This is a genomic window from Micromonospora sp. NPDC001898, assembly GCF_042891255.1.
Classification (GTDB): domain Bacteria; phylum Actinomycetota; class Actinomycetes; order Mycobacteriales; family Micromonosporaceae; genus Micromonospora.
Genome location: NZ_JBIATC010000003.1, coordinates 662,852 through 675,626 on the forward strand (window position 1 = coordinate 662,852; position 12,775 = coordinate 675,626).

The window sequence follows — 12,775 nt, forward strand, 5'->3', positions numbered from 1 at the left end:
CATGTCCATCATCGAGGACGTCGGGGCGCAGGTGCGGGCAGCCGCCGAGGACCTGCCGCTCGCCCAGCTCGCCCTGGCGCTGGAGAAGTTCGGCCAGGCCACCGAGCGGCTGCGCTGGGTGCGGCAGGAGTCGGCCAACCCGATGGGGGTGCCCGAGCTGTCCGCCGCCACCGAGCACACCGAGTCGGCCGGGCACGCGCTGCGGGTCGCGCAGGAGCAGCTGTCGGCGTACCTGGCGGCGATCGGGCTGGCCCCCGACGGCGCCCCCGCGGCCCGCCCGGCCGGCGACCGGCAGGTGCACGACGCGCCGCGCGACGGGCCGCCCGCCGCCGGGGAGCAGCCGCCGCCCGCCCAGGACGACAACCCGGTGCTGCGCCGCTGGTGGGCGGTGCGGGTGGCGGAGCTGACCGGGGGCCGGGAGGGCGCGCCGGACACGCCGGACGAGAAGGTCGGCGACTCCCGCGAGCTGCTGAGCCGGGTGCTCGACGGGGTCCGTTCCGGCGACCGGGACCGGCTGCACCGGGAGCTGCGCGGCGCGCACGCCGACGTCGGCCTCGGCCTGGCCGCGGTCGCCCCGCCGATGCTGCGCGAGCTGGCCGGCGAGCTGCTCGGCCATCCGCCCCGCGCCGACGACCTGACCCGGCTGCGCAGGGAGCTGGAGGGTCGGGTCCGCGACCTGCTCCCCGGGCTGCCCCCACCGGCGCTGGAGACGCTGCTGACCAGAATCTGCCGGATGCCCCCGCCGCAGCGCGGCAGCGGCGAGGAGCAGCCGCACGCCGCCGACCCTGCGGTCACCGCCGGCGTGGCGACCGCCGTGCTGCTGGCCCGCCTCGGCAAGGATCTACCCCGCGACCCAGGGCAGCCCGACCCGGCCGGCGAGCCCGCCCGGGAGAAGCGCCGTGAGGCCGAGCGGGACGCCTGGGACCAGGCGACGCAGGAGCGCGCCGACCGGGAGCGCGCGGCCCGGGACCGGGCCGCCCAGGGCCGCCCGCCCGCGCCGCCCGCGCCGCCCGCCGGAAACGCCGCCCGCCGGGACTCCGATGGCTGACCGGCGGACCCAACTGGTGACCCGGGTGCGCGGCATGCTCTCCGAGGCGCTGGGCGCCACCCGGGGCCGGCTCGCCGCCGCCGACGCCGAACTCACCGCCGCCCGGGACCGGCTGATCCGGGTCGAGCGCGCCGCCGCGGCCGTGCCCGCAAGGGTGGGGGCCCAGCGGGACCGGCGGCTGGCCGAGATCGACGCCCAGCATGCCGCCCGGATCGCCGAGCTGGCCCGCCGGGCCGTGGACGCCGCCCGCCTGGAGGCCCCGGGCGCGGCCTCCGCCGACTGGACGCGGTGGACCGTCACGCCGGCCGGGCGCGGCGAGCCGCCCGGCGCGGTCCGGGTCGGCACCGTCCGCATCCCCGGCGCGGAGCCGGTGCCGGCGCTGGTGCCGCTGCTCGACGCCGGGCACGTGCACCTGACCGGGGCCGACGCCGACGGCGGGGCCTCCGTCGTGCCGGCGCTGCTGCTGCGCAGCCTGGGCCGGGCCGACCCGGGCGCGGTACGGCTGTTCGGGTACGACCCTGAGCACCTCGGCGGAGGCTTGGCCGGGTTCGCCCCGCTGGGCACGGCCGGACAGCTCACCTTCGTCGGGCCGGGCGGGCTGGGCCGGCTGCTGGACGACCTGGTGGAGCAGATCCGCCGGATCAACGAGACGGTGCTGGCCGGCGAGTACCGCTCGCTGCGCGAACTGGCCGGTGCGACCAACCGTCGCCCGGAGCCGTGGCGGGTGGCGGTGCTGCTCGGCGGCGACGAGCTGTCCCGGCACGAACGCGGCCAGCTCGACCGGGTGGTCCGCACCGGCGCGGCGTGCGGGGTGCACCTGGTGGTGCGGGGCGTCCCGGTGCCCGACGACCCCACGGTGACCCGGGTCGTGGTGGGCCCGGACGGTGCCCGGGTGGGCGGGCCGCCCGGCCTGCCGGTGACCCTGGACCCGCCGCCACCGGCCGCGCTGGTCACCGAGACCTGCCGGCAGGTCGCCGCCCGGATCAACGCTGGCCCCCCGCCGGCCCCGTTCACCGACCTGCTGCCGCCGCCGGAGCAGATGTGGCGGGAGGACTCCTCCGCCGGGCTGACCGCGCCGATCGGCGAGGGCCCGCACGGCCGCCCGGTGCTGCTCAACCTCGGCGACTACCCGCCGCACGCGCTGATCGGCGGCCCGTCGGGCACCGGCAAGACCAACCTGATCTTCGCCTGGATCGGCGCGCTGGCGTCCCGGTACTCCCCCGCCGAACTGGAGTTCTACCTGCTCGACTTCAAGGAAGGGGTGTCCTTCGCCCGGTTCGCCCAGGGCCGGCGGGACCCGAGCTGGCTGCCGCACATGCGGCTGGTCGGGATCAACGTCAACACCGACCGGGAGTTCGGGCTGGCCCTGCTGCGCTTCCTCGCCGAGGAGCTGCGCCGGCGGGCCGACGCGGCGAAGAAGCACGAGGTCACCAAGCTCGCCGAACTGCGGGCCGTGGACCCGACCGGGCACTGGCCCCGGATCGTCGCCGTGGTCGACGAGTTCCAGGCGCTGCTGGCCGGCCGGGACGTGGTGGCCCGGGAGGCCGCCGACCTGCTGGAGGACCTGGCCCGCCGGGGCCGATCCCAGGGCATCCACCTGGTGCTGGCCTCGCAGGACGTGCGGGGCATCGAGGCACTGTGGGGGCGGCCGGCGCTGGTCGCCCAGTTCACCCTGCGCATCGCGCTGCCCAAGGCGCTGCGCATCCTCGCCGAGCGCAACGACGCCGCCCAGTCGCTGCCCCGGCACCACGCCGTGATCAACGCCGAGTCGGGGCTGGCGGAGGGCAACGAGGTGGCCCGCATCCCGTCGGCCAGCGACTGGGACGCCTGGAGCGAGTTGCAGCACCGGCTGTGGCGGATGCGCCCGCAGGACGCGAAGCCGGCCCGGCTGTTCGACGGCGACGCGATCCCCCGGCTGCGCGACGCCCCGGACTTCCGGGCGCTGAACCCGCCCGAGGGCGACGACGGACCGCCGCGCAGCCCGGTCGCGCTGCTCGGGGAGATCATCGACGTGCAGGCCCGCTCGGCGGTGCTGCGACTGCCCCGGGCCCCCGGGCGGAACCTGGCGGTGCTGGGCACCCGGATCGACGAGGCGTGCGCGGTGCTGGACGCCGCCGCCCGGTCGCTGGCCCGCCAGCACCGCCCCGGCACGGCCCGGTTCTCCATCGCCTGCCTCGACCCGGACGCCGACCCCGCCGCCCGGGAGCTGTACGCCGACCTCGCCGACAACGCCGCCTGGTACGACGACGAGACCGTGCCCGAGCTGATGGCCGAGACGGCAACGGCGCTGGACCGGCCGGGCACCCCGGCCACCCCGCACTACCTGCTGCTGTACGCCGTCGACGCGGCAGCCGGCCAGTTGGCCGCGCGGGTCGGCGGGCGGACAGGGCTGGAACACCTGCGCCGGATCCTGCACGACGGGCCGGAGCGGCGGACCCACGTGCTGGCCTGGTGGCGCGGCGTGGCCCGGATGCGGGTGGACCTCGGCGGGCCGGCCGCCCGCACCGACCAGATCGGCGCCTGGGTGGCCCTCGACGTGCAGGGCGCCGAGCTGGGCTCGTCGCTGTACCCGGGCAGCGGGGGCCCCGACTGGTATCCCCGGCCGTGGCGGGGGCTCTTCTTCGACCGGGCGGCACACCGCACCGGCCAGGTCATCATCCCCTACGGACCGTCGGCATGAACGAACCGGTGATCAGCGAGACGTACGCGGCGCAGGTGCGCCGGCTGGCCGAGCTGACCGACCGGGTGCGCACCCAGCGCGCCGAGGCGCACACCTGGCACGAGCAGCAGTGCGCCGCCGCCGAGCGGGCCGTCGCGGAGGCCACCGAGCAGCTCCGGTACGCCGAGCAGGAGGCGGTCGACGCGCGCGAACTGGTGGAGCGGGTGGACGCCGAGGCGGCCCACCTGTGGCAGCAGCTACGGGCCAGGCTGGGCGTCGGCGCCCGCCGCGTCGGGGACCCGCCCGGCCCGGCCCGGGACGCGTCGGGCGACCCGCTGCTGCTGCTGCACGGGGTGCGCGGGCTGCTGGACCGGACCCGGCAGCCCGGGGAGCTGCCCACGTCGGCGAACCCGCTGCTGGCGCTGTGCGGCGTGCTCGGGGCGGCGCTGATGTCCGCCCTCGGCGCGGGCGTCCGCGCGCTCGGCGCCCGCAACGGCGGCGATCTGGCGGTGGGACTGCCGGTGCTGGCGCTGGTGGTGACCCTGCTCGGCCCGCTGGTCGGGCTGGCCCTGGCCAAGCGGCTCGCCGACCGCCGGCACGCGATCCTGTCGCCCCGACCGATCACCGTCGTCCTGGTGGCGGGCCTGGTCACCACCGGCGTGCTGCTGGTCCTCACCCGCTGAGCGGCCCACCCGGCGGGGGTGCACGGCCTGCTGCACGCGCGGGGGCCGTCCGAGGCCGGAACGGGCAGGCGGTGCGGCCCCTTCCCTACCGGTCGGCGGGGATGGCGACCGCCTCCCGCAGGAGGCGGCGGGCGAGGACCAACCGGTCGGCGTCATCGTCGAGGCCGGGCAGATCGCCGACCCGGGTCACCGCGCCGGTGAGCAGCGCGCGCAGCGCCGCTTCGCACTGGGCGGGGAGGGTGAGCGTCCGGTCGAACAGGCGCAGCGCGACCTTGCCGTCCCCGGCCGGTTCGAGCTGCCAGCGCAGCCCTGGGCGAACGGCGAGCCGGGCGTCGGTGTCGAGGGCGGCCAGCGCGGCGGCCTGGGCCAGGGGCCGGATCGGCGCGGGCCGGGCTGCCGGCCAGGCCCGGGCGCGCAGCCGCGCGGCGACGGTGGCCGGGTCGGCGCGCAGCAGCCAGTCCCGCAGCGCCTCGACGGTCTCGGTCAGCTCCGGCTCGATCGCGGACGGGTCGGTCACATCGGTGCCGAACGGCAGGCCGGCGCGCAGCCGGGCGTCGGAGGCCGCGAGGGCGAGCAACTCCTCGACGATGGCGTACCGGGTCAGCGCCCGGATGCCGACGGTCAGGTGCAGGGAGCTCGCCTCCTGGGCCTGGGCGCTGTGCAGCCAGCCGCGCGGCAGGTAGAGCGCGTCGCCCGGTTCGAGCACCACGTCGAGCGCGGCGGGGCCCTGGGCGGTGGCGGAGACCTCGTCGGCCCGGCCACCCCAGGGCTGACGCTCCAGCGGGTCGGGCAGCACCGGGGGGTGGATCCGCCAGTGCTTGCGCCCGTCGACCTGGAGGACGAAGACGTCATGGGTGTCGTAGTGGGTGGCGAATCCCTGGCTGCCGGCCGGGGTCAGGTAGGCGTTGACCTGCAACGGCTGGGCGAGTGCGGCGCCGAGGTCGCGGGCGAAGTCGACCAGGGCGGGCCAGGTGCGGTGCAGCCCCTGGAGCACCAGGGTGGCGCCGGAGGCGTACAGCTCCAGCACCCGCTCGTCGAGGACCTGGTCGCCGATCTCGGCACCCGCGCCACCGCCGCCGGTGTAACGCGCCGCCGGCACGAGCTGGCCGTCCTTGGCGATCCGCAGGAACGGGGTACGCAGGCCGCGTCGGCTGAGCAACTCGTCGGCGTCGGAGGGGCTGAGCAGGTCGGTGAAGCCGTCGGAGTTGGGCAGCTCGGCGGCGCGGGAGAGCAGCGGCGCCCGGCCCCAGTGGGCGGCGGCGAACTTGCCCGGCTCGACGGCGATGCAGCGGGCGAGCGCCGGGGCGACGGCGAACCCGCCCGGCTCGACGTCGGCGCAGCGGCCGAGCTCCCGGGTGGCGGCGGACGGAACCGCCGGGCGGTCGCGGCCGCCCGGCGGGTCGATGATCGTCACGACGTTCCGTCAGGCCGTGCCGTCGGCGCCGCCGTCGTGCTGACCCGGGGTCGCGCCACCGTCGGCCGGACCCTCAGCGCCGCCGTCCGCACCACCGTCGTGCTGACCCGGGGTCGCGCCACCGTCGGCCGGACCCTCAGCGCCGCCGTCCGCACCACCGTCGTGCTGACCCGGGGTCGCACCGCCGTCGGCCGGACCCTCAGCGCCGCCGTCCGCACCACCGTCGTGCTGACCCGGGGTCGCACCGCCGTCGGCCGGACCCTCAGCGCCGCCGCCGCTGGTCGTCTGGATGTCGTCGTCGTTGAGTGCCATTCGGTGCTCCCTCGGAAGTGCCGCCCCGCCGTGTGGCGGGTCCGTCGTACAGCGGGTGGTACCCCACGCTCGATCTTCTCTAACCACACCGTAGACGGCGGACCCCGTCGGCATAGCCGGTTCGTCCGGCGCGGCCGACGGAGCCGGGACGTCAGCACGACGGGGCCGGTCGACCCGTCGGGTCGACCGGCCGGCGCGGGAGGGTCAGGGGATCATGCGGCCCAGGTCCCGGGGCATGGCGGACTTGACGTCCTCCCACTCCCCCTGGGTCACGTGCCGGCGCAGGGTGTCCAGCACCACCTGGACCACCCGCTCCGGGCCGCCCTCCACGTCGTACGGGAAGCCCTGGCGGACCTCGTAGAGGAAGTCGTCCCGGTTCAGCTTGATCGGCACGTCCTCCGGCCGCCAGCCCTCGAAGTAGATGCCGCGCACCAGCACCGGGAGCTGCGCGGCGAACTCCGCGCTCTCCTGCACCGGCAGCCGGTCGCGCAGCAGGTGCAGCACCGTGCGCAGCGCCGCGTACGACTGGTTGCGTTGCGCCTTCGGCCAGCCGTACGCCGCCTCGATGTCCTTGAGGATCAGGTTCGTCTTGTCCAGGGAACTCTCGAACGCGGAGATCAACTGCTCAGCCATCTGTCCACCCCCGTAGGTCGTCGTGCCACCGTCGGTCGTCGTCACGTCGCGGCGGCCCGGCCGGGCCCCGCCACTGCGAGGTGAGGCCCACCCGGCCCGGCCGCGCCCCAACGAGGCGGGGGCCACCGGGTGACCCGACCACGTGCAGCACGCGGCCACGCCGCCGACCCGCCGTGTTCCGAACCGTCATGCTCCGCACCTTTCATACCTGTGTGCGCCGTCGCGCCCGTCTCCCGCCGACCGGCCACGGACACGGCCACGGACACGCCCATGCTGCGCCCGGCGAGGATGACCCCGCCTCACCCTCTCCGGGTGACTTTCCGCAGACGTGCTCGGCGTCGAGCCCCAGTCTGCGAGCTGCGCGCCGATCCGGGTGTGGACAACGGTCGGCGCGGCCCCGGACCCTAGGGGAACCCGGCCAGAAAGATCAGGGGCCCGCCGGGGGCGGGCCGCCACCCATGAAAGACCCCGCTCCCTACGCTGTACGACGTGACACTCATCGCGACCGAGTCGCTGACCAAGACGTACGGGGGTGGGGTCACGGCCCTGGCCGACCTGACCGTCGCGGTCGAGCCGGGGATCATCGGGCTGGTCGGTGCGAACGGCGCCGGCAAGTCGACCCTGATCAAGATTCTGCTCGGCCTCCTCACCCCGACCAGCGGCCGGGCCCGGGTGCTCGGCCTCGACCCGACCACCGACTCCGCCCAGGTCCGCGCCCGGGTCGGCTACATGCCCGAGCACGACGCCCTGCCACCGGACCTTTCCGCCGCGGAGCTGGTCACCCACCTCGGCCGGGTCAGCGGCCTGCCGCGTACGGTCGCCCGGGAGCGGGCCTCCGAGGCGCTGCGGCACGTCGGGCTCTACGAGGAGCGCTACCGCCCGGTCGGCGGCTATTCCACGGGCATGAAGCAGCGGGTCAAGCTCGCCCAGGCCCTCGTGCACGACCCCGACCTGCTGCTGCTCGACGAGCCGACCAACGGCCTCGACCCGGCCGGCCGGGACGCCATGTTGGCGCTGGTGCACCGCATCGGCACCGAGTTCGGCATCTCCGTGCTGGTCTGTTCGCACCTGCTCGGCGAGGTGGAACGGATCTGCGACACCCTCGTCGCCATCGACGGCGGGCGGCTGCTGCGCGCCGACCGCATCTCCGCCATGACCTCCGCCACCGACGTGCTCGCCGTCGAGGTCAGCGAGGGCACGGAGGAGTTGGCCGCGCGGCTGGCCGCGCTCGACCTGCCGGTCCGCCGGGACGGCCGGCTGCTGCTCGTCGAGCTCGTCGACGACGCCACCTACGACCTGATCCTCGGCGCGGTCGCCGAGCTGGACCTGCCGCTGCACCGGCTGGACCAGCGTCGGCACCGGGTGGCCGAGCTCTTCGCCACGAGGGAGCCCAGCCATGCCTGAGCCGACCGGCGTCATCCACGACATCGGCTACCAGCGCTACACCGGCCCCCGGCTGGGCCGCCGGGCCGTCTTCGGCGCGCTCTACCTGCACGGTCTGCGGACGGCGTTCGGGCTGGGCCGCAGCGCGAAGGCCAAGATCTTCCCCTGGCTGGTGGTCGGCATCGTCACCGTGGTGGCCGCCGGGCTCGCCGCGGTACGCAGCCAGGTCGGCGAGGTGGTGATGACGTACGCCCAGTTCGCCGACAACATGAGCTGGCTGGTCATCTTCTTCGTCGCGGTGGTCGCGCCCGAGCTGGTCTCCCGCGACCTGCGCAGCGGGGTGCTGCCGCTCTACTTCTCCCGGCCGCTGCCCCGGTCGGACTACCCGCTGGCCAAGCTGCTGGCGCTGGCGACCGCGCTCTGGTTGCTGCTCGGCGGGCCGCAGCTGGTGATGTTCCTGGGCGCCGCCTTCACCACCGGCGACGGCATGGGCGGGGTCTGGAACGAGCTGCTCGACCTGCTGCCGGGCCTGCTCTACGCCGGGCTGTGGGCGGCGGTCTTCGCCTCGGTCGGGCTGCTGGTCGCCTCCTGCACCGGCAAGCGGGCGTTCGCGGCCGGCGGGGTCGTGGCCGTGTTCCTGATGACCACGCCGATCGTCGGCGTCCTGTCGATCATGCCCTCCCAGGCCGTCAACGAGCTGGCCTTCCTCGCCTCGCCGTCGACGCTGGTCGGCGGCCTGGGCAGCTGGGCGCTCGGCGACCTGCTGGGGCCCGACGGCCGGGGCGCGGTCCCGATCGGCGGCTTCGGTCCCGTCTACGCGGTCGCCGCCGTGCTGCTCGTGGCCGGCTGCGTCGCCCTGCTGCTGCTGCGATACCGGAAGGTGGCCGCCCGATGACCACGATCAGCGCCGACCAGGCGACGGGGACACCGACCGCCGTCACCAGCACCCTCGATCTCGCGGGCGTCTCCCGCTGGTACGGCAACGTGGTGGCGGTCAACGACGTCACCATGAGCCTCGGCCCCGGGGTCACCGGGTTGCTCGGCCCGAACGGCGCGGGCAAGACGACCCTGCTGCACATGATGGCGGGCTTCCTGGCCCCGTCGCGCGGGGTGGTGACCCTGGACGGCCGACCCACCTGGCGCAACCCCGAGGTCTACCGCCGGCTCGGCCTGGTCAGCGAGCGGGAGGCGGTGCACACCTTCCTCACCGCGTACGAGTTCGTGCTGGCCAGCGCGAAGCTGCACCGGTTGCCGGACCCGGCGGCGGCGGCCCGCCGGGCGATCGCCCTGGTGGAGATGGAGGGCGCGCAGGACCGCCGGATCGGCACGTACTCCAAGGGCATGCGGCAGCGCGCCCGGGTGGCCGCCGCGCTGGTGCACGAGCCGCAGGTGCTGCTGCTCGACGAGCCGTTCAACGGGATGGACCCGCGGCAGCGGCTGCACATGATGGAGCTGCTGCACCGTCTCGGCGACGCCGGCCGCACCATCCTGTTCAGCTCGCACATCCTGGAGGAGGTCGAGCAGGTCTCCGGTACCGTCCAGGTGATGGTCGCCGGCCGGCTGGCCGCCTCCGGCGACTTCCGCACCATCCGCCGGCTGATGACCAATCGGCCGCACGTCTTCACCGTGCACTCCGCCGACGACCGGGCGCTCGCCGTGGCGCTGATGGCCGAGGCGTCGGTGACGGGTGTCGAGCTGGACCGCGCCGGGTTGACGGTGCGCGCCGGCGACTACGGCGCGTTCACCCGCGTCCTGCCGAAGATCGCTCTGAGGAAGGGCATCCGGGTGCGGCAACTGGTGCCCCAGGACGAGTCCCTGGAGAGCGTCTTCTCCTACCTGGTGGAGGCCTGAACCCATGTCTACCGTTTCCTGGATCACCCTGCGGGGGCTGTTCGGGCGTCGCCGGTTCCTCCTGCTGCTGCCGCTGCCCGCGGTGCTGGTGCTGTTGGCGGTGCTCTCCCGGTCGCTCGGGGTGGACCCGCGCGAGTGGGGCCAGCCGGTGCTGGTCGGCCTCGGCCTGGCCGTGGTGCTCCCGGTCGTCGCGCTGATCGTCGGCACCGGCGTGCTGGGGGCCGAGATCGACGACGGCACCATCGTGCACATCCTGACCAAGCCGCTGCCGCGCTGGCAGATCGTGCTGCCGAAGCTGGCGGTGGCCGCTGGCGTCACCGCCATCACCGTCGCCGTGCCGCTCTTCGTGGCGGGCGTGCTGGCCGACTCCGTACGCCTCGGCCTGGCGCTCGCCGCCGCGTCGGCGGTCGGCGCGCTGGCGTACTCGGCGCTGTTCGTGGCGCTCAGCCTCGTCACCCGGCGGCCGGTGCTGCTCGGCCTGGTCTACGTGCTGATCTGGGAGGGGCTGCTCGGCAACGTGGTCAGCGGCACCCAGGTGCTCTCCGTCCAGCAGTACGTGATCGCCCTCGCCGACCGGATCGCCCCCACCGAGCTGCTGGAGACCAGCGTCTCGGTGCCGGTGGCCACAGTGATGGCCGCGTTGATCAGCGTGGGCTTCACCGTGCTGGCGATCGACCGGCTCCGCTCGTTCAGCATGGCCGGCGAGACGAGCTGACCTCGCACGCGACGGTCGTCCGGGCGGCCCGGCCCGAGAGGGTGGGGCCGCCCGGATCGCTGTCAGCTCTTCGTGGGCGCCCGACGATCAGGGGCAGCCGCGACGGTTGCGCGGGCGAGAACCGGGGTGGGGGCGGCGGGAGAAAGTTGCGGTGGTGAGGTCGAGCAGGCGGCGGAGCCGGTACGACAGCACCAGCCCCTGGTTGAGGGAGAGCATCAGCTCACCGGGCTCGGCCCCGCCCACAGCAAGCACGAGCATCGGCTCCGCCCCGGACACGAGCGCCTGCGCCAACGCCACGTCGGCGCGGGCCTCCCCGGCGAACGGAGCGGCCGGCGACTCCGGCGATCGCGGGGTCAGCGGGAGGCGCACCGAGCGGTGCCGTCGCCGGGCGGTGCAGCCGTCCCGGTCGCACCAGCGGGGATGGGCGTCGCCGGGCGGGTCGGCCAACCCGCCGGTCGGGTACCGGTAGACGTACCCGCAGGGTCGGCCCAGTTCGGGGACGCGCGACACCGGATGGGCGGACCACCCGGCGGCCCCGATCGTCGCGACGAACGTGGCCACGTGCTCGGCGCACGCGTACGCGGCGGCGTCGAGGCTGTCTCCCCCGTACACCTCGATCCGGACGGTGGCCGGTTCCCCGCACCCGGGCAGCGGCGGCAGAACACTCACAGGACGACCTCCCGAGGACGACAGGCGGCCAGACTCGAAGGCCGCAGGCCAAGTCATACTCCCCCATTAGGCGAATCTAATCAAGATTACTTGGCCTAGATATCGCCAGGCTAGTTGGCCCAAGATCCACCGTGGGACGATTGCGATGTGGCGGACGACCTCGCGACGGCGGCCCAGGCCTACCAGCAGGCCCAGGCGACGATGTCCAGTGCGCAGGCCGAGGCGGAGCGGATGGTGACCGAGGCGCGCGGCGAGATCGTCGCAGCGCGGTCCCGGCTGGCGGAGGCCATCGTCGAGGCGGCCCGCAGCGGCATGCGTCAGGTGGACATCGTCCGGGCCACCGGCTACACCCGTGAGCGAATCAGGCAGATCCTCCGCGCCGGCGGCGTCGAGGCGGACTGAGGCCGATCGCCCTCCATGTCACCGACGTGGGGTGGTCCGGGATGGGTGAAGGCGCGATGTCGCCGACATCGAGTCGATCAAGGGGCCAAGCCCTCCAACCACCCGAAAGCTCCTCAGGCGTCCAGGAGGGACTGGAGGCGCTGGCCGTTGCGCTGGGCGTGGTCGCGGTAGCAGTTGTTCATGAGGACGTGCGTCTCGGCCGCCTGGTCGGCCAGCTTCCGCAGCCTGGGCGCCCACTCCTTCAGCTCCCGGTCGGAGTAGTCGTACCCGAACTTCTCGTGGATGTCCTTGCTGGTCCACTTGTCGCTGTGGCCGTGGAAGCGGACCACCGCCAGGTCGGCGGTGGCCTCCAGCACCGGCGGCACCGACGAGCGGTGCCCCTGCGGCATGTCCACGCAGACGTACGCCAGGTCGTGCTCACGCAGGAAGCCCAGCGTCTCGTCGCGGTTGGACCCGTCGAACCAGGACTCGTGCCGGAACTCGAACACGGGTCGCAGCGGCGCGCACCGGCGGGCCACCTCCAGCAGGTACTGCTTGTTGTCCCGCTTGATGGTGAACCAGGGCGGGAACTGGAACAGCAGCGCGCCCAGCCGGCCCGCCTCGACCAGCGGGTCGAGGGCGGACAAGAACCGGGTCCACACCTCCTCGTACGACTGCGCGGGCAGGTCGCCGGGGTAGACGTTGCGCTTGTCGGTGTCCGGCCGCAGGTCCTTGTAGAGCGCGGAGACCCGGGTCGGGTGGCCGGTGAGCAGGCTGAACGCCTTGACGTTGAAGGTGAACCCGGCCGGGGTGCGCTCGGCCCACAGCCGGGCGGTGCGCTCGGCCGGCGGCGAGTAGTAGGTGGCGTCGACCTCGACCAGCGGGAACTTCTTCGCGTAGTACGCCAGCCGCTTCTCCGGGGTGTCCGCCGTCTGGGGGTACCACCCGGAGTCGAGCAGGGTCCGGTCGGTCCAGGACGCAGTGCCCACCTTGATCTCACCCACGGTCGGGGTTCACCGCGTCCACA

General features: G+C 74.8%; 13 protein-coding genes. 8 read left to right on the top strand and 5 right to left on the bottom strand.

All coding sequences use genetic code 11. The features are described from left to right. The first annotated feature begins 1 nt into the window (after window position 1). From ACFYZF_RS10865 to ACFYZF_RS10875, 3 genes are read left to right on the top strand one after another with little or no spacing between them, the layout of a single operon-like run. Complete coding sequence (locus ACFYZF_RS10865) at window positions 2–1,048, top strand: hypothetical protein (RefSeq protein ID WP_387018204.1); 1,047 nt, start codon at window positions 2–4, stop codon at window positions 1,046–1,048. Beyond that, the gene (locus ACFYZF_RS10870) at window positions 1,041–3,728 is read left to right on the top strand and encodes an FtsK/SpoIIIE domain-containing protein (RefSeq protein ID WP_387018207.1); all 2,688 of its coding nucleotides are present in this window, start codon (window positions 1,041–1,043) and stop codon (window positions 3,726–3,728) included. Before ACFYZF_RS10865 ends, ACFYZF_RS10870 begins: the two co-directional genes overlap by 8 nt. Further along, a complete protein-coding gene (locus ACFYZF_RS10875; protein ID WP_387018210.1) occupies window positions 3,725–4,390 on the top strand; it encodes a hypothetical protein in 666 nt (221 codons plus the stop codon). The genes ACFYZF_RS10870 and ACFYZF_RS10875 overlap by 4 nt, the downstream gene beginning before the upstream one ends. A gap of 85 nt (window positions 4,391–4,475) precedes the next feature. On the opposite strand, the gene ACFYZF_RS10880 is transcribed toward ACFYZF_RS10875, so the two are convergent. The 3 genes from ACFYZF_RS10880 to ACFYZF_RS10890 form a co-directional block, all read right to left on the bottom strand. Further along, window positions 4,476–5,804: a cupin domain-containing protein gene (locus ACFYZF_RS10880; RefSeq protein ID WP_387018213.1), complete on the bottom strand. Its 1,329-nt coding sequence runs from the start codon at window positions 5,802–5,804 to the stop codon at window positions 4,476–4,478. 9 nt (window positions 5,805–5,813) lie between these two features. After that, window positions 5,814–6,116, bottom strand: coding sequence for a hypothetical protein (locus ACFYZF_RS10885; protein WP_387018216.1), 303 nt, complete (start codon window positions 6,114–6,116; stop codon window positions 5,814–5,816). A gap of 204 nt (window positions 6,117–6,320) precedes the next feature. Beyond that, window positions 6,321–6,749 carry a DUF2267 domain-containing protein gene (locus ACFYZF_RS10890; protein WP_387018218.1) on the bottom strand — a complete coding sequence of 143 codons (429 nt, stop codon included), beginning with the start codon at window positions 6,747–6,749 and terminating at the stop codon, window positions 6,321–6,323. A gap of 489 nt (window positions 6,750–7,238) precedes the next feature. Between ACFYZF_RS10890 and ACFYZF_RS10895 the strand changes: the two genes are divergently transcribed. From ACFYZF_RS10895 to ACFYZF_RS10910, 4 genes are read left to right on the top strand one after another with little or no spacing between them, the layout of a single operon-like run. Then, the gene (locus ACFYZF_RS10895) at window positions 7,239–8,153 is read left to right on the top strand and encodes an ABC transporter ATP-binding protein (RefSeq protein ID WP_387018221.1); all 915 of its coding nucleotides are present in this window, start codon (window positions 7,239–7,241) and stop codon (window positions 8,151–8,153) included. After that, a complete protein-coding gene (locus ACFYZF_RS10900) occupies window positions 8,146–9,027 on the top strand; it encodes an ABC transporter permease (protein WP_387018223.1) in 882 nt (293 codons plus the stop codon). The genes ACFYZF_RS10895 and ACFYZF_RS10900 overlap by 8 nt, the downstream gene beginning before the upstream one ends. Beyond that, window positions 9,024–9,983 (top strand): ABC transporter ATP-binding protein, encoded by a 960-nt coding sequence (locus ACFYZF_RS10905; protein ID WP_387018226.1) that lies wholly within the window; start codon window positions 9,024–9,026, stop codon window positions 9,981–9,983. Before ACFYZF_RS10900 ends, ACFYZF_RS10905 begins: the two co-directional genes overlap by 4 nt. Window positions 9,984–9,987: 4 nt before the next feature. After that, window positions 9,988–10,698, top strand: coding sequence for an ABC transporter permease subunit (locus ACFYZF_RS10910; RefSeq protein WP_387018228.1), 711 nt, complete (start codon window positions 9,988–9,990; stop codon window positions 10,696–10,698). Window positions 10,699–10,785: 87 nt separating this feature from the next. Here the strand turns inward: ACFYZF_RS10910 and ACFYZF_RS10915 are convergent, their stop codons facing one another. Continuing rightward, on the bottom strand, window positions 10,786–11,367 hold the full coding sequence (locus tag ACFYZF_RS10915; protein WP_387018231.1) for a hypothetical protein: 582 nt from the start codon (window positions 11,365–11,367) through the stop codon (window positions 10,786–10,788). A 147-nt stretch (window positions 11,368–11,514) separates the two neighbouring features. On the opposite strand from ACFYZF_RS10915, the gene ACFYZF_RS10920 reads away from it, so the two are divergent. Next, window positions 11,515–11,769: a hypothetical protein gene (locus tag ACFYZF_RS10920; RefSeq protein ID WP_387018234.1), complete on the top strand. Its 255-nt coding sequence runs from the start codon at window positions 11,515–11,517 to the stop codon at window positions 11,767–11,769. 113 nt (window positions 11,770–11,882) lie between these two features. On the opposite strand, the gene ACFYZF_RS10925 is transcribed toward ACFYZF_RS10920, so the two are convergent. After that, window positions 11,883–12,752, bottom strand: coding sequence for a DUF72 domain-containing protein (locus ACFYZF_RS10925; RefSeq protein WP_387018237.1), 870 nt, complete (start codon window positions 12,750–12,752; stop codon window positions 11,883–11,885). Window positions 12,753–12,775: the final 23 nt, after the last annotated feature.

Coding starts and splice junctions, on each gene's coding strand:
- ACFYZF_RS10865 (WP_387018204.1), top strand. CDS start 2: ATGTCCATCATCGAGGACGTCGGGGCGCAGGTGCGGGCAGCCGCCGAG.
- ACFYZF_RS10870 (WP_387018207.1), top strand. CDS start 1,041: ATGGCTGACCGGCGGACCCAACTGGTGACCCGGGTGCGCGGCATGCTC.
- ACFYZF_RS10875 (WP_387018210.1), top strand. CDS start 3,725: ATGAACGAACCGGTGATCAGCGAGACGTACGCGGCGCAGGTGCGCCGG.
- ACFYZF_RS10885 (WP_387018216.1), bottom strand. CDS start 6,116: ATGGCACTCAACGACGACGACATCCAGACGACCAGCGGCGGCGGCGCT.
- ACFYZF_RS10890 (WP_387018218.1), bottom strand. CDS start 6,749: ATGGCTGAGCAGTTGATCTCCGCGTTCGAGAGTTCCCTGGACAAGACG.
- ACFYZF_RS10900 (WP_387018223.1), top strand. CDS start 8,146: ATGCCTGAGCCGACCGGCGTCATCCACGACATCGGCTACCAGCGCTAC.
- ACFYZF_RS10905 (WP_387018226.1), top strand. CDS start 9,024: ATGACCACGATCAGCGCCGACCAGGCGACGGGGACACCGACCGCCGTC.
- ACFYZF_RS10910 (WP_387018228.1), top strand. CDS start 9,988: ATGTCTACCGTTTCCTGGATCACCCTGCGGGGGCTGTTCGGGCGTCGC.